Source organism: Micromonospora sp. C95, assembly GCF_018070465.1.
Classification (GTDB): domain Bacteria; phylum Actinomycetota; class Actinomycetes; order Mycobacteriales; family Micromonosporaceae; genus Micromonospora.
Window position 1 is genome coordinate 19,389 of the sequence record NZ_JAGPXT010000001.1, and the last position, 16,171, is coordinate 35,559.

Annotated in this window: 13 protein-coding genes; 4 read left to right on the forward strand and 9 right to left on the reverse strand. The window is 68.7% G+C overall.

Features of this window, described 5'->3' with window-relative positions:
• Positions 1-164: 164 nt before the first annotated feature.
• Positions 165-1,658 (forward strand): IS1634 family transposase, encoded by a 1,494-nt coding sequence (locus KBX00_RS00100; protein WP_210822775.1) that lies wholly within the window; start codon positions 165-167, stop codon positions 1,656-1,658.
• A gap of 215 nt (positions 1,659-1,873) precedes the next feature.
• On the opposite strand, the gene KBX00_RS00105 is transcribed toward KBX00_RS00100, so the two are convergent.
• Entirely contained in the window at positions 1,874-2,554 is a 681-nt protein-coding gene (locus KBX00_RS00105) for a restriction endonuclease (protein ID WP_210821937.1), read from the reverse strand.
• A 34-nt stretch (positions 2,555-2,588) separates the two neighbouring features.
• Positions 2,589-3,581 carry a hypothetical protein gene (locus KBX00_RS00110; protein WP_374225232.1) on the reverse strand — a complete coding sequence of 331 codons (993 nt, stop codon included), beginning with the start codon at positions 3,579-3,581 and terminating at the stop codon, positions 2,589-2,591.
• Between the two features lie 576 nt (positions 3,582-4,157).
• Here KBX00_RS00110 and KBX00_RS00115 point away from each other — a divergent pair.
• The 3 genes from KBX00_RS00115 (at position 4,158) to KBX00_RS00125 (ending at position 9,618) form a co-directional block, all read left to right on the forward strand.
• Positions 4,158-7,250 carry a BTAD domain-containing putative transcriptional regulator gene (locus KBX00_RS00115; protein WP_210821939.1) on the forward strand — a complete coding sequence of 1,031 codons (3,093 nt, stop codon included), beginning with the start codon at positions 4,158-4,160 and terminating at the stop codon, positions 7,248-7,250.
• Entirely contained in the window at positions 7,247-8,224 is a 978-nt protein-coding gene (locus KBX00_RS00120; RefSeq protein WP_210821941.1) for a DUF2637 domain-containing protein, read from the forward strand. The genes KBX00_RS00115 and KBX00_RS00120 overlap by 4 nt, the downstream gene beginning before the upstream one ends.
• 107 nt (positions 8,225-8,331) lie before the next feature.
• Positions 8,332-9,618: an IS256 family transposase gene (locus KBX00_RS00125; RefSeq protein ID WP_301547101.1), complete on the forward strand. Its 1,287-nt coding sequence runs from the start codon at positions 8,332-8,334 to the stop codon at positions 9,616-9,618.
• A gap of 53 nt (positions 9,619-9,671) precedes the next feature.
• Here KBX00_RS00125 and KBX00_RS00130 read toward each other — a convergent pair whose 3' ends face one another.
• From KBX00_RS00130 to KBX00_RS00160, 7 genes are all read right to left on the reverse strand, one after another.
• Positions 9,672-10,778: a hypothetical protein gene (locus tag KBX00_RS00130; RefSeq protein ID WP_210821943.1), complete on the reverse strand. Its 1,107-nt coding sequence runs from the start codon at positions 10,776-10,778 to the stop codon at positions 9,672-9,674.
• Complete coding sequence (locus tag KBX00_RS00135; RefSeq protein ID WP_210821945.1) at positions 10,775-12,013, reverse strand: hypothetical protein; 1,239 nt, start codon at positions 12,011-12,013, stop codon at positions 10,775-10,777. The genes KBX00_RS00130 and KBX00_RS00135 overlap by 4 nt, the downstream gene beginning before the upstream one ends.
• A 121-nt stretch (positions 12,014-12,134) precedes the next feature.
• Positions 12,135-12,596 (reverse strand): DUF4262 domain-containing protein, encoded by a 462-nt coding sequence (locus tag KBX00_RS00140; protein WP_210821947.1) that lies wholly within the window; start codon positions 12,594-12,596, stop codon positions 12,135-12,137.
• Positions 12,589-12,981 (reverse strand): hypothetical protein, encoded by a 393-nt coding sequence (locus tag KBX00_RS00145; RefSeq protein ID WP_210821949.1) that lies wholly within the window; start codon positions 12,979-12,981, stop codon positions 12,589-12,591. The genes KBX00_RS00140 and KBX00_RS00145 overlap by 8 nt, the downstream gene beginning before the upstream one ends.
• A 97-nt stretch (positions 12,982-13,078) precedes the next feature.
• Positions 13,079-13,621, reverse strand: a complete 543-nt coding sequence (locus KBX00_RS00150; RefSeq protein WP_210821951.1) for a hypothetical protein — start codon at positions 13,619-13,621, stop codon at positions 13,079-13,081.
• A complete protein-coding gene (locus KBX00_RS00155) occupies positions 13,618-14,229 on the reverse strand; it encodes a hypothetical protein (RefSeq protein ID WP_210821953.1) in 612 nt (203 codons plus the stop codon). Before KBX00_RS00155 ends, KBX00_RS00150 begins: the two co-directional genes overlap by 4 nt.
• A gap of 291 nt (positions 14,230-14,520) precedes the next feature.
• On the reverse strand, positions 14,521-16,158 hold the full coding sequence (locus tag KBX00_RS00160) for a VWA domain-containing protein (protein WP_210821954.1): 1,638 nt from the start codon (positions 16,156-16,158) through the stop codon (positions 14,521-14,523).
• Positions 16,159-16,171: the final 13 nt, after the last annotated feature.

A 16,171-nucleotide genomic window follows, 5' to 3' on the forward strand; every position in this document is an offset into this window, starting at 1 on the left:
ACGATCCTGACTTGGCTCACGATCATGGGGCGTGCGCGGGCTCGTGGCGTTGACCAGGGGTTTCTCCGCTCGTGTTGAGCGGATCTGTGCACTAATTCCGGCCGTAGGGTGGGCTGGTGTCTCCCTACGTACGGACGGTGAAGACCGCGTCGGGTGCGCGGGCGGTGCAGATCGTCTACTCCTCGCGTCGGGGGTCGCGGGATATCGAGCACATCGGGTCGGCGCACGACGATGCCGAGCTGGAGGTGTTGAGGGCGGTCGCCCGGCAGCGCATGGCCGCTGGGCAGGGCGAACTTGATTTGGGTGTGGAGGGTGCCGCGACTGCTGGGCGGGGTGCGGGTCCGTTGCCGATCACGTCATCGCGGATGGGTCACCTGTGGGACGCCCTCACCCGCGCCTATGAGGCGCTCGGGTTCACGCAGGCTACCGGCGGCGACGAGGTGTTCCGGCAGTTGGTGTTGGCCAGGATCATCGAGCCGACGAGCAAGCTGGACAGCTTGCGGGTGCTGGAGGAGACGGGCGTCGTGCCGGCGTCGTACGCGACGGTCAAGCGTCGTCTGCCCGTGTTCGCGGACCAGTCGTGGCGGCAGAGGTTGGCGGCGGCGTGCGCCGCGCACGCGGGGTTGGGCCCGGCCAGTCTGGTGCTCTACGACGTGTCGACGTTGTACTTCGAGACCGACACCGGCGATGGGTTCCGCGAGCCCGGGTTCTCCAAGGAACGTCGGCTGGAGCCGCAGATCACTATCGGGCTGCTGACCGACGCTGCCGGGTTCCCGTTGATGGTCGAGGCGTTCGAGGGCAACAAGGCCGAAACCCTCACGATGGTGCCGACGATCCAGGCGTTCATGCACGCCCACCAGTTGCCCGACGTGACGATCGTGGCCGACGCGGGCATGGTGTCGGCGGCCAACCAGAAGGCGATCGAAGCCGCAGGCCTGTCGTTCATCCTCGGGGCCCGCATCCCCGATGTCCCCTACGTCGTCGCGGCATGGCGCCAGGCCCACCCGGACCAGGACATCGACGACGGGCAGGTGTTCAACCAGCCCTGGCCCGCCGGGTCGGCCGACCGACGCCGCGACCAGGTCATCTACTACCAGTACAAGACCGATCGAGCCCGACGCACCCTACGCGGGATCGACGAGCAGGTCGCCAAAGCCGAGAAAGCCGTCGCCGGCCAGACCACCGTCAAACGCAACAGGTTCGTCCGACTCTCCGGCGGCACCCGGACAGTGAACCGGGCTCTGGAGGCCAAAGCCCGGGCCGTCGCCGGCCTGAAGGGGTACGTCACCAACCTCACCGCCTGCCCCGACGGCACCCCGATAACCGCCGAGTTCGTGATCGACGCCTACCACCGGCTGTTCCACATCGAGAAGTCGTTCCGGATGTCCAAACACGACCTGCAAGCCAGACCGATCTACCACCACACCCGCGACTCGATCGACGCCCACCTCACCATCGTCTTCGCCGCCCTGGCCGTCAGCCGCTGGATCGAAGACCACACCAACTGGTCGACCAAGAAATTCGTCCGCACCGCCCGCCGCTACCGCACCATCGAAATCCAAGCCGGCGAACACACCATCACCGCCGCCGACCCCCTACCCCACGACCTCCACCACGCCCTCGAAGCCATCACCCAGTCCAACCGACGTGCGCACTAACTTGAGCCAAGTCGGGTAAGACAGCACAGCGAGGCTCCCGGTTGGGGCATCGGATCTTGGTCGACTGCTGTCTTACCGGGAGCCTCCTCCTATGGCGACAGACCCTTGCCCGCATCCAACGTGACCAGGCCCGTCACGATGAAAAGGCCTCAATGTGAGAGAGCCGTTCGTTTGACAGACCCATCCAAGAACACGACCACCGCGAAAGGCCGAGGTTAGGCTGAGGCGACGAGCCGCCGTGCGGGACACCAGCAGCTGCCGGTGTCGTTTAGGTGACGGCGCTTGGTGCGAAGTAGTTCTGGCAGGTCAACGCGGCCGTCGAGGACGTGGAAGAGATCGTCACCATCGAGGGTGATGTAGGGCGTTCCTCCTGCGTGCGTTGCCTGGAAAAAACCTTCAGTGAAGCCGTTGACGGCAATGAATATTCCGAGCGTGTTGCGGCCCTTGCGGCAAATCTTGGCGGCGAAGACGTCCGCCTCGGCTCGGTCGACGTGATGCTTCCACCACTTAGCTTCGACGAGGTAGTCGTCGGTCTCGAAATGAACCGACCCGTCGATCTGCTCGTTGTTCAGCGTGTAGCTGAGTCTCGGCTCCATATCGTGGAGTTCGAATAGGCGGTTCAGGACCCCTTCGAACTGCCGGCCCCGCGTGTGAGGATCAGTCGCCCGATGGAGGCCGACGAAGTCGATTTTTATGGCAGACATTTCTCGGGCGTGTAGTCGAGCAGCCTCGGCGGCACGGCTCTGTGCCTCGCGAGCAAGTCGGAGGCGCTCTTCCTGATGAAGGTCGCGGCGGTACTGACTCGTCAAATCAGCCAGTACGCTCACCGCGCTGCGGGCGACGGCGATCCGTTCAGCGGCGTCAACCTGCCGAGCGAGGTTCGGGAAGGTCGTCATTTGGCCATGTGGACCCGCTGCCGGCTGGCCACTGTTAGAACCGTGCGGGTCGCCAGGACGGCCCGGCGATCTTCGGCGGCTTGGTCAGCGTGGGCTTGATGGCGTGCCAGGTGGCGCGCCACTCACGGGGAGGAAGTGCCAAGGTGGCGGTCAGGTCGTGCGCCACCTCCTCGGGGCCACGGCCACGCCACAGGGTGTCGACGAAGACCTGGTAGTCACCGTCGATGTGAAGGGCGACCCGGAACAGTTCGTGATCGCGGTAGTCGTTGGCGACCCAACTGGTTTTGAGGCCGTAAGAGCGCAACCGTTCGCGGTCCATGTCCGTCAGGACACGTCGTCCAGCTGTGCGCTCTGCCGTCTCCCACGAATGATCCGCGGCCACCCGTGCGACTTCCACGTCGTACTCGGCGGCCGAGAAGGAGACGCCGCGGTTCATGGGCACCTCGATCAACCAGTCCCAGTGCACCAGTTCACCGTCCCGCGTGATGGTGACGTCTGTGGATCCACAGCCATACACGCCGCATTCGCAGCGGGCGATCGGAACGGTGTGCGGCTGGGAGCCGGCCACCAGACGATTGGTGGGGACAAGGATGTCGTACGGGTCCATCCCGAGTCCGGCCGCGGCAGAGGTCATCTCCGTACCGTTGACGTAGACCTGCACCTGGAATCCGCCGCCTACGTCGCCGGGCGCCGGCGCTACTTCCAAACGTAGAGAGTCGACTCCTGGCCGACGGGCGACTCCTCCACCTGTTGCGAGGGCGAAGCCTGGGGGGACAGTGCCCGGGTAGGGGATTCTGAGTTCCTCCAGCGACTTGGCCACGAGTTCGCGGATATCCCAGGATGGGTCTCTCACCGAGGCGCCAGCGAGTTCGCGCAACGTCGGCGAGTCCAGCCCGTCGATCAGCGCCTGGCAGGCGGCATGGATCATGTCCGCCAGGCCGTACCCGGTGTCGGCGTTCCATCGCGCCACGGCGTCGTACAGGCGCTGCTCCCCGGACCCACTGCCCTTCTCAGTCACGCTAAACATCATCCACAGCCCCGGTGAGGACCGCACCGTCGTTCCGCGTCCGCCGCCCTCGCCTCATCCACTCATCGGATCGAAATCCGGGAGCGGCCGGTTTGCCCTCGCCCTAACGTCGCGTAGTTGGCGAACTTCAGGGGCGGACTTGTCGCCGACGCTGCCGACCCAGCCGTTTGCACTTGCTGACGTCGATGGCCGTCATCTGCCCCGTGCTGGGACGGACGTGGCTCGGCACTGGAATTCGTACGACGGCAGATTCATCCCCCGCACCCACATCGTCGTCCCAAGTTCATCTCGGCGGGCCTCATCCGATCTACCACTTGGCAGCCCCGGGAGACAGACGCGCGGCTGCGGCATTGTCGCCGCAACGGTGCTTTGGCCTGTTGGAAGCAACGACGACCGGAGCCGGGTCGGCAAGGTCCGTATGGCGGCACCGGGCCTGACCTGCGGTTGTGAGGTGGTGTGAGGTGGTGTGAGGTGCTGTTAGACCGGCATCCGGCCTCCACTGCCCGCCCTTCTCCTAGGTTCGATGTCACGGCCACACCGGTCGTCGCGAATGAGGTGCCCGGGACGGGAGGGCAAGTGAAATCACCGGTCTCGGCAGCGCTTGTGGCCGTGGTCGTGCTCGCGGCGGCGCCACTCGTGCTGCTGTACCTGGCGGCCTGGCCGGCACCCACGATGCCGTCTGGCAGCCAGTTGCGCGCGTGGCTGCAACAGCCCCTGACCACCGGCTTCCTCACCACACTGCTGCAGACCAGCGCCTGGCTGCTCTGGGCCATGTTCACCGCCACCATCGTCCGCCACGTCTACAGGGCCGTGGCGGCTCGACTCAGGTGGCGCATCGCGCTGCGCATGCCAGGACCGATGCAGGGCCTCACGGCCGCGCTGCTCGGCGCCACCGCCGTCACCTCCACCGCTCTCCCCGCTGCAGACCAGGCCACCGCCACGACCGACACAACGCCCGGCAGCCCGCCGGGCGAGGACTCTCTCCCCGCGCGGTCCGACGCTGACCGGTCTGCGTCGGATCGTGTCGGCGCGGGTGGGCCATCACCACGGAACACGGGTCACGGTGCCGGTGGTCAGGAGAATGCTGCTCGGCACGGCACGGCCATCTCCGCCAGCGTTGTCCGCGCGCCGAGCGGAGCATCGGCGGCGACGCGGCTGACGGTCAGCCACGGGGACAGCGCGGCACCCCGACCTGCCCACACCTGCGTGGTACGCGATGGCGACACCCTCTCGGCGATCGCCCACCGGTGGCTCGGTGACCCCGACCGCTGGCCCGAGATCTGGGCGCTCAACCGCGGCGCACGCTTCGACACCGTCGGGGGAACCTTCACCAACCCCGACCTGATCTACCCCGGCTGGATCCTGGACCTGCCCGCGGACGCGGCCCCACCAGGCGCGGCTGGCCCCACCCCGGCGGTTCCGTCGCAGCCCGACCCGCCTCACACCCAGGAACCGCCTGTTCCGGCCGAACCGACCGGCATGCCGTCCCCCGGCGAGGGCAGCGACACGCCGCCGAACCCCACCACCGCCACACCCGCACCGCCTACCGCGGGGAACCTCCCGAGTGACCACGCCACCGCTACGCCGGCGCCGACGAACAGCTCATCGGATGAGTCGTGCGGCCCGGGTATCACGTTGGGGACCGGGAGTTGGCTGGACCTCGGCCTCGCGCTCGCCATCGCCGCCGCCACCACTGTGGTGTGGCGGCTACGCCGCCGCCGCTACACACCCCGCCCGCCCAGCGCCGACAGCCGGGTAGACGACCCGGACCTGACGCCGCTGCCCGACGTGGTGACCAGAATCCGGCGTGGCCTACGCACCCCCACCCCGGACACCGGCGACCGCCTACACGACCTGCTCGACGACACCGACGAGGTCGACGACGACGCGTTCACCGACACCGACCTGCCCGAGGATGACCTGCCCGACCACGCCGGCCAGCCGGAGCCCACCGATGCGCCGCCGCCGAACCTGCCCGCCCTCGGCAACCCGATGCTCACCGCATGGCCTCCCGCCGGGCTGGGCCTGACCGGGCCCGGCGCCCCGGCGGCAGCGCGCGGCTTCCTCGCCGCCGCACTCGCCGCCGGCGGCGTCGACGACCCACACGGGCGCGGCAGCGTGGTGCTGCCCGCCGCCACCCTGGCCACCCTGCTCGGCGCCGCCGTCGTGAACGTGCCGGCCACGCCCCGGCTCACCGTGACCGCTGACCTGACCGAGGCCCTCGAACTGCTCGAAGAGCAGACGCTGCACCGCACCCGCCTGGTGCACGGGCACGAGGTCGACACCGTCGCACACCTGCGCATCGCCGACCCGTCCGAGGAGCCGTTGCCGCCGATCCTGCTGCTCGCCGACGCCACCGGGCCACCCGAGCGGACCCGCATCGCCGCCCTGCTCGCCCAGGGACAGCGTCTGGACATCCACGGTGTCCTGCTCGGAGCGTGGCCCGACGGCAACACCGTCGTCGTGGCCGGCGACGGCACCACCACCCCCACCGGCGGCGAAGGCTCGCGGCACGGCAGCCACCCCGCCGAAGTCGGCCGTCTCGCGGTCATCACCGCCGCCGAGGCCGCCGCGCTGCTACCCACCCTCGCCGAGTCCCACACCGGCCTGCCCCAGCCGCCGGCACCTACCGAGCCGCGGCCTCCCACCCGGGTCGCCACCACCCCGCCCGCGACACCCACAGACGACCACGACGACCCCACCGCCGGCACCTCCCCCACCCCGGAGCCCGACGCCACCACCCCCGACCAACTCGCCGACGCCACGTCGGTCCCGGACACCACCGTGGCCCCGACGGCCGTAGCGTCTACGACCAGCACGAACACGGCGGCTACGGCAGGCCCTCGGCCGGACGGTGAGGACGGCCAGAACCCCAACGACGGTGACGACGGTGCCGCCGGAGGCGACGGGCCGGGAGTCGTCGCGGTACGGGTCCTCGGCCAGCCGCGCATCGTCGGCGCCGACCCAGACCAGCCGCTGCGCGCCAAGGCCATGGAACTGCTGGTGTACCTGATCGTCCGCGACGGCGGCGCCACCGTCGACGCGATGAAAGAGGACCTGGTGCCGGATGCCACCGTCTCCAAGGCGCCCCACCGCATCCACACCTATGTCTACGCCCTGCGCCAAGCCCTCAAGCGCACCGGTGGGGCAGCCACCTACATCACCCACCCACGGCACCGCTACCAGCTCAACCGCGACGCCCTCGACGTGGACCTGTGGCGCATGCGCCAGGCGTTGGCCGCTGCGGAAACCGCCACCGGCGACGCCCGAGTCGCGGCGCTGCGGCAAGCGGTCGCCGCCTACCACGGCCCGTTCGCCGACGGCACTCGCTACGAGTGGGCCGAACCGTACCGGGAGGCCGTACGCCGACAGGCACTCGACGCCCACCTCGCCCTCGCCGACGCGCTGTGCGAGCAACCGGAGGAGGCCCTCACGGTGCTGAACGCGGCCATCGCGCACGACCCGTACGCCGAACAGGTCTACCAGGCGGCGATGCGCCGCCACGCCGACCTCGACGACGCCGATGCGATCGCCGCCCGACTCGCCGAACTGACCCGCCGCTTGGAAGAACTCGACACCGAACCCACCGACGGCACCATCGAACTTGCCAGCGCCCTCATCGACGACGTACGTCGCCGCGCCCGCCGCAACCCCGGCGCCGCCGCATGAGCGCCCAAACCCTGCCCGCCCCCACCGCGACGGGGCGGGCCGAGCGCCCGGCCGACACACCGGCCACCGTCCGCAGCCTCAAGCGCATCCGGTGGGCGGTCCGAGCCACCCTGATCGTCGGCGTGGCCGCCTCCGTGGCCGCGAACATCCTGCACGCCCCACCACACCCGATCAGCCAGACCATCGCCGCCTGGCCACCGGTGGCGCTGCTGCTCACCGTCGAACTGATCTCCCGCGTCCCGGTCCACCGCAAACTCCTGGCCGCCGCGCGGCTGATCGCCACCACCGCCATCGCCGGCATCGCCGCCTGGGTCTCCTACTGGCACATGGTCGGCGTCGCCGCACGCTACGGCGAGACCGGCCTATCGGCCTACCTGCTACCTGTCTCAGTCGACGGGCTCATCATCGTCGCCAGCATCAGCCTGGTAGAACTATCCGCCCGGCTGCAACTGACCCAACCCACGTCCGGGACGCTGCCCGCACCACATCACGCGGTACGTGCGGTGCCGCCGCGCACCGAGCACGAGGCAGCAACGTCGTCCGTCCAGCGGACTGGCACCCCCGCGAGCGGCGCGCTGACCGACAACACGGCGATCGACCACCCACCACCGGCTGACCCGGCTGACCGCACGCCGAGCGAGCAGCCGAAGCCCTCAGGCAATCTCGGCACGACTGTGCCCAACAACCCCGACAGCGGACACCGTCCCGCCGAGGCTGACAACGACGACGAACCACGTCGCGGTAACAGCGACGGCGACAGCCCTGGCGACCAGGCTCGGCAGCGGCGACGCCGCGGCGCCACCAGGAAGGCCGTCATCGACGCCTACCGGGAAGACCCGACCCAGCACCCGACCACCATCGCCAAGACGATCGGCACCTCGGAACGGACAGTACGCCGCTACCTGGACGAGCTTCGCGCCCGCCCCGGCCAGTTACTGTCACAAGGAGGCATTGGCCCGCAAAGACACAACTGATAACCAGTCCCCGGGTCTGTTCAGCTCGGGCCTGTCAGAAACTCTGTGGTTGATCTTGGTGTGGTCCGTTAGGTCGGGTAGGAAGCCCGGCCAGAGGGGATCACGTCATGTCTACGAATCATGGTGCTGAGCAGCAGCTGGAAGGCGAGCGGGGTTCGTCTGTGGACTCGGTGGCGGAACAGCGGATCGCTGAGCAGTTGCTGGAGCAGGCGCGGGTCGACGGGGTGAGGCTGGTGGGGCCGGGCGGTTTACTGGCCGGTGTGACTCGTCGGATCCTGGAGACGGCGCTGGAAGCGGAGATGTCGGAGCATCTGGGCTACGACAAGGGCGACCCGGCTGGCCGTGGCGCCCGTAACGCCCGCAATGGTCATTCAGCGAAGACGGTCCACACGGATCTGGGGCCGGTCGGGTTGAAGATCCCGCGTGACCGTCAGGGTGAGTTCGAGCCGCAGGTTATCCGGAAGCACTCGCGGCGGGTCGCCGGGTTCAACGAGATGATCCTGTCGTTGTATGCCAAGGGTTTGACCACCGGGGAAATTCAGTCACATCTGGCCGAGGTCTACGACGCCGATGTGTCCCGTGAGTTGGTCAGCAAGGTCACCGATGCGGTTGTCGAGGACCTGACCAACTGGCGTAACCGGCCCCTGGACCGGGTCTACGCGGTCGTGTTCATCGACGCGATCGTCATTAAGGTGCGCGATGGGCAGGTCGCTAACCGGCCGGTCTACGTCGCGGTCGGCATCGGCCTGGACGGCCACCGTGATGTCCTCGGGATGTGGATCGGGACCGGCGGGGAAGGCGCCAAGCAGTGGCTGGTCTACCTGACCGAGCTACGCAACCGCGGTGTCGCCGATGTCCTCATCATCTGTTCCGATGGGCTCAAAGGCCTCCCGGAAGCCATCGAGTCCGCGTGGCCCCTGGCCACTCACCAAACCTGCGTCGTGCACCTGGTGCGCAACAGCCTGCGTTACAGCAACCGCCGTGACTGGCAAGCGATCACCACCGCGCTCCGTGGTATCTACACGGCCCCGACGCTCGACGCGGCCAGCATGCGCTTCGAGGAGTTCACCGATACCTGGGGCACCAAGTACCCAGCGGTGATCCGCCTCTGGCAGACCAACTGGGAACGGTTCACCCCGTTCCTCGCCTTCGACGTGGAGATCCGCAAGCTGATCAACACCACCAACATGATCGAATCGTTGAACAGCCGATTCCGGCAAGCCACCCGCCGGCGAGGTCACTTCACCACCGAGCAAGCCGCGATGAAAGTCCTCTACCTCGTCGTCACCGAGAAACGACGAGCCGGCCAGAACATCGCCGCCCGAATCCCCGCCTGGGGACAAGTCCTCAACGCCCTCGCCGAGCAGTACAGCGACCGGATCAACGACAACTAAAAACATCGATCACACCAAGATCCACCCACAAATTTTCGGACAGGCCCTTCAGCTCAGGGCAGCCAGACTGGGATCGACCCGATGGGTGCCGCCGCAACGGTGACCGGTTCCTGGGACAAGCAGGTGACGTGAATGCTCGAGCCCTGTGGACGCTCGAAATGACTGAACGCGAGGCATGGCTTCCTGGCCTTGGGGGCCCAGGCGGGGTGCCCGTTGAAGCCCGCCAAGCGGGTGACCATGGTGGTCGCTCCCGTGCGGCTGTCGTAGACGTACACCTGGGTTTCGCCGTACGGGTTCGTGGCTGGCGACGAGTACGCGACGTACCTGCCGTCCGTAGATATTGAAACCTCGTTCGGTGCGGCCTGCTCGTTCTGCGGTAGCCTTTTCACGCCGGACTTGCCCAGTGATATCAGGCAGACCTGGGCTGAATCGTCCTCTTTGTCTACGCATTGGCCGGCGATGGTCCGGCCGTCGACGGAGACGGAAGCGGTGCGCATCTCAAAACCAGGCGTCGATATGGGCTGTGGTGCACCGAATCCGTCAGGAGAGGTTTCCATCAGCCGGCTTTGCGCGCTTATCCGGGAGCCGTTCCCGGTGTCCCGCCAGGACTGCCGGATGAAATATACCCGCTTCGTTGCGGGCGCATAGGTCGGTGAGGTATCTGATTCAAGTGCGGCCGGGGAGGTCAGTGCTCGCTGGAACCTCCCCTGGCTGGAGAAGACCTCCAGGCGGTCCGTGGAGCGTTCCTCCCAGGGGGCTGAGACGATGAGGTCGTCCTTGCCGGGGATTATGGCGGCAGGCCAACTGTCCGGCATGTCCCAGACCAGTGTCCGTGAGGTTCCGTCCGGCCGGGATGCGAACAGCGACGGGCGATCCGCGCTGTCGTCGATGGTGAGGAGGCGCTCGTCGAGAAGCTCCGGGGCCAGTTCTGCGAGACTGGTAGCAGGGACCGCGCCGGCCTCTTCGGGCCGTTCCTCAGCATCGTCTTTCGGAAAGAGCGCCACGGCGCCCACGAGGGTGAGCAGTAGGCCGCATATGACGACGCCTCCGACGACCTGCCCTTTGCGTAACCGCAGGATCTGCGAGAGCCAGTTTCCAGCCAACCCCAGTAAGGCGGTGGCGAGCGTGCCGAAACCGGCGATCAATAACGCGCGGATCACGGCTGGATCAATTCGGGATACTGGCCGATGGGCAGGATTTTTGCGGTCTGCCAGTCGCCGCGCATGCAGGCGAGGTGCACGGACGGATCGCTGCCGGAAAGGTCGTGTGTGAACAGCAAGCAGGGGTTGTTCGAGCCGCGCACCCAGGAGGGCTGGCTGTTGAGGCCGTCCAGTCGGGAGGCGTCGATCGTCTTCTTGCTGTGCAAGTCGTACAGAAATATTTGAGACTCGCCGAACGGATTCTTGGCAAAGGAAGAGTAGGCCACGTACCGGCCATCCGGTGACACCTGGACGTCTGACAATGTGGTACCTTCCGACCCCGGAATGTACGCGAACCCATCGCCGTCGGCGGACACCAGGCATGCCTGACCGACGTGGCTCGGGTCGTCGCACGTCCCCGCGATGACCCGGCCGGAGTCATCGACGGAGACGGTCCGCAGCTCTTGCCCGACCCGGACCTCCTCAGCGGCCGCGGAACCGTCGATACGGACGCGCATGACGACGCTGGACCCGGCGGTCGAGGTTTGCTCGTCCGCTCTGTTCCACTTAGTTCGTATGAAGTAGACATACCCAGTATCGACCGCGTAAGACGCCGAGTCGTCACCGTATCCGACCGGAGGCTTCGTCAGCGCCCTGACCAGGTCACCGGTGATGGTGCGGATCTCGATCCGGCCATGCCCGGACCGCTCAACGTAGCGGGACACTACGATGTTGGTGGACTTCGGTATTGCGGTGATCGGTCCTCCCCAGTCCGCGATTCGGCGCCGGTTGGTCCCGTCGAGGCGCGACGCGAAAAGCAGGTACGAGCCGGCGCTATCGTCGGTGGACAGTACGATGCGATCTCGCAGGTCCGGTGCCAACTCGACGGCCGTAACGGCACCATCCGGCGGGGGCGCTCCGGCAGGTAGTTCATCAGCGGCTTTGTTTAGCAGCATCGCCAAGACGCCGGCGCCCAGCGCCACGACGACCAGGACTGTCAGGTGGCTGCCCTTGAACCAGGCCGGTCGTGGGATCGGGTTGACAAAGATCGACAGCCCGAGTCCCAGGAGCACCGAGGCGCCGGCTAGGAGCAGCGTACTGACGGTCACCGAATCATTGTCATACAGCCGGTCCACGCGGGCGCGGCTGACCATCCGCTCGACCAGGCGATCGCCTATGCCCAGCGCCGTCTTCTCGCTTCGTGCCGGCGAGCGCCGGAAGCCGCGGGTGGCTCGCGCCGCAGTGGGTGACGGCATGTTGATCTCAGCAACGGTGGGGACACGGTGCCATAGACGGAACGGCCGGCTCGGATCGCCGCCGGGAATCCCAGCGACGGTTGGGGCGCCCGGATCCCGGAAGGGCGGTTGGCATGCTCTGTTACAGCTGGGCGATGAGTGGCTGTGCGTGCGGGTCGAAGTTGTATCCGTTATCCCAGGGGAACCGGCCCTGCTTGTCGGGCCACACCAGCTGCTGGAGGCGGATCTGGTCGCGGCCGTAGCGGTTGATCGCCATCGCGGGCAGCAGCTCTTCGGTGGGTGGCCCGTCGATGATGATCGCGTCGTAGCCGGCGATGAGATCGCTGATGCGCTGGCCGTGGGCGAACCGTTCGGCCTTGTCGTAGACCCGGCGGGCCAGGTCGTTGAGGAGGCTGTGGGCGACCTCGGGTGGCAGCCCGGCGGTGATCAGCTCGGGGTAGTCGTGGGCGGTGAGTCCGACGGTGTAGGCGAACGGGGCGGTGGTGTCAGGGTCGTCGTCGGTGGGCAGGACGTGGGTGACGGCCCAGCCGGTGGTGTCGATGATCTGGTCTTGGCGTCGGAGGAAGCCGTCGATGTCACGCATGGTGGGTGTCTCCTGGGCATTCGGGGGTACGGGCGGAGTCCGGTTCGGGTGGCTCGATGTCGACGAAGCCCCAGAGTCGTTCCATGACCTGGAGTTGCCAGGTGCGGTAGCGGTCGGCGAAGCCACGACAGACCGCGGGCGGGACCGGGCTGCCGGCGTAGGGCAGCGTCGAGTGGCAGATGATGTATCCCGCGTCGCCGCACGCCTCGGTCACCATCTGCTTGAGTCGGCCGGGGTCGAGGTGCATCGGGTTGCCGGGCTTGAAGATGCAGGTGGCGCACTCGCGGGCGAGCCGTCGGGTCTTGCGTAGCTCCGGGTCGCCGACGCTGAGTCGGGGTGACCGGTCGCTACCCGGATCGTCGGCGGGATCGAACATGCTGTCCATAGTCAACTCCTTGTCGTTGCGGCGCGGGGCCCGCATCCGTGGATGCGGGCCCCGCGAATCCGGGTGAATGGAGTGCCTCGGCACCGGTAAGGCCTGGTCAGAGCCGGCGCAGCCAGGTCAGCACCGTGTCGACGTCGGCACGGCGCAGCCCGTCGTACGGGTCGACCCGGTGGAGCAGGGTGGGTGCGCCGCCTGCGGTGCGCTGGTCGGCGATGGTGGAGTCCTTGCCGCCGAACTCGTCGTCGAGGACGGCGATTGGCCGTCGCGCGGCCCAGGCATACAGGTCGGCGAGTTTGCTCTGGTGGCCGAAGCGGACCCCGCCGGCGTGGACGGGGACATGCGGCCAGGCGGTCGGTAGGCCGAGCCGTGGCGCGATCCATGCGGCGGCCAGCTGGTTCCAGCTGGTGCACCACACCGGTTGGGCGCGCTTGGCCAGTTCCCGCAGCCACGACCCGTGGCCAGGGTTCAGCCAGACGGTGCCGGTGACGCGCCGACCGTCCGGGCCGGGCCCGTCGTAGCGGTGCGGCCGGTAGCCGAGTGTCTCGGCGTGGGCGGGGTTGGCGGGGTTGAGGACGCCGTCGACGTCGATGGCCACGATGGGTGAGGAGCCGGGGTGTGCCAGCGGTCGGGTGCTGGTCATGGCTGGGCCTGCTCGATGGTGATCGGGTGCAGGGGCACGGTGAGCCGGTCGGCGGTGCGGCCGGGTCCGTCGGCGGGTTGCCACGTGTCGGCGGCGGCGTGGTTGGGGAACGGGCCGATGGCGGCGAGCCAGCCTTCGGTGCGGTCGAGCAGCACGAGGACGGCGGTGCGGGCGTCGTCGAGGGCCGGCCGCAGGATCGGGGCGAGGTCGGGTGGTAGGTCGACCCAACTGGCGGCGGGCAGGTCCGTGACGGCGGGGTCGTGCAGCGGTACGGGCCTGGTCACGGCGATGGTGGTGCTGTCGAGCGCGAGCGTGGCGGCGTGGGAGTGGGCTGCTTCGGCGCCGCTGGTGGGGCCGTGGGCGCCGAGTTCGCCGCTGGTGTGGACCGCGAGCAGCGCGTGCGGGTCGCGGATCTCCAGGGAGTCGAGGACGGCGAGGGTGACCGTGTCTCCGGTGCGCATGTCGCGCAGGGTGAGCAGGACCGGCCGTCCGTCCGGGTCCCGGTTCCAGATGATCGTGTCGAAGTGTTCGCTGGTGACGTCGCGCAGGCGCCGCCAGGCGCGGTTGTCGGTGTCGAAGGGGTGTTCGTCGTCGGTGCCGTAACGCATACGGAACTCCTTGATGGGCAGCGTCGTACCGCGTCCGGACCCGGGGTCGGTCAGGACGCGATGCATGCACGCTTCGATGGCGCGGGATGGTCAAGTCGCAGGAGCGGCAGCGAGGCGTTCGGCATCGGCCCTGCGCGGGATGCGAGTGGGGCCGCTTGGGCGGCCCCGCTTTCCAGGCCCTGGTATGTCGTGGATCCCGGCGCACGGTGATGCGCGGGCCGCGGCCGGTGCAGCGCCGCGGCGCGGAGTGGGACTGGTTTGCTGCCGGCTCGGGGCCCGCTCGGCCGGGATTCAGGCCTGGGTGAGTGCGGTGACGGCGGCGTCGGCGATCGCCGCGATGGCCTCGGTCGGGTCGGTGACGGTCAGGGTGGTGGCGTGGGTGAAGGTGTGCCCCCAGATCTGGTCCGGGTCGGTCGGCTCGCCGCCGGTGGGTGGGTCGGCGGGGTGTAGCCACAGCACGGCGCAGCCGGCGCGGTGCAGGGTGGTGACGAGTTGTTGTCCGGCGGGGATGTCGTCGAGGTAGCCGTCGGAGACGACGGCGAGCATCCGCAGGGTGCGGCCGTGGCGCAGGTCGAGGAGTTGGTCGGCGACCTTGACCGCTTCCGGGAAGGTGGCGGTGGCCAGCCCGGTGCGCATGTGCATCACCTGGCGGGGGTAGGTGCGTGGGGGCACCAGGACGGTGGTGCGGTCGCCGAACCCGATGGTGGTGGTCGTCGCCTCGGCGCGGCGTGCCGCGTTGGCGAAGATCCACGCGGCGGAGGACATCGCCTCGGTGTAGCGGGCCATCGACCCGGACAGGTCGACCAGGATCGCCAGGTGCAGGCGCGGTTTCTCCGGAGGCAGTTGCGCCCGTTGCTGCCACGGGGCAGCGGTCGGCATTTGCCCGGCGGCGGTTTGCGCTTCGGCAGTGATGGCCTGCCGGGTCCGCAGCCGGCCGGGTGGGATCGCCGAGGGGCGCCGGCCGGGTTCGGGGTGGCGGGTGCGGGCCTGCCGCAGCCGGTGGGCGAGGTCGCGGGCCGCGCGGTGTTCCTGCTCGGTCGGGTCGGTGCGGTCCCACTCTGCTGGTGGGCTGTGCCGGTGGGCCAGCAGCGCCGCGGCGTACTCGGCCGGGGTGACACCAGCGGCGACGGCGAGGTAGTCGACGAGGGCCGCGGCGAGGCGACCGGGGAACAGGCCGGCGTCCGGCACGGGCGTGTCGTACTGCTGGTCGGGGTCGATGCCAAGGACCTGACACCACCGGCGAGCCAGGCAGATCATGGTGTCAGCATCGGCGTCGTCGCAGGTGTGGGCCTCCCGCCAGATGTCCCGCAGTTGCCGCAGGCGCTTGCGTCCGAGGACGCCGGTGACGGCGGCGCGGACGGGGCGGACGTCCTTGCTGGTGACGATACGGGCGTCGACGCGGGCGAGGAGTAGCGCGGCGAGTTGTCCGGCGTGCCACGGGTCGTCGACGGCTGCGTCGTCGGGGTCGAGGAGGGTTTTGACGACGTGGCGCAGCCAGCGGCGGTCGCCGCGGCGGCGGGCGCGTTGGCGTCCTTCGGCGCGGGATTCCTCCAGCATGTCGGCGACGGCGGCGAGGATCGGCGGGGTGCCGGGCGGGGTGGTCCAGCGGCTGTGCGCGGCGTGCGCGGCGCCGTGCACGAGCAGCCCGTAGCCGGTGGGCACGAGGCGCTTGTGCCGGGCCTTGGCCGGGTTGGTGACGTCGGGGCGCTCGGCGATGTAGGTGGCGTCGACCTCGATCCGGTTGAGGTCGGGGTAGAAGCACTCGGGTGCGTCTCCGGCGGCGCCGGGGGCGACGAGGACGGTGAGGTCGGTACGGCCGGTCAGCAGCGGAACGTGCTTGGTCCACGCCGCGGACCAGTCATGCCAGTCGCTGGCGCCGGCCGGCGTCGGCGGTGCGCCCTGCTGGAGGTGGGTGCTGGGGTGTGACACGGATTGGCTCCTT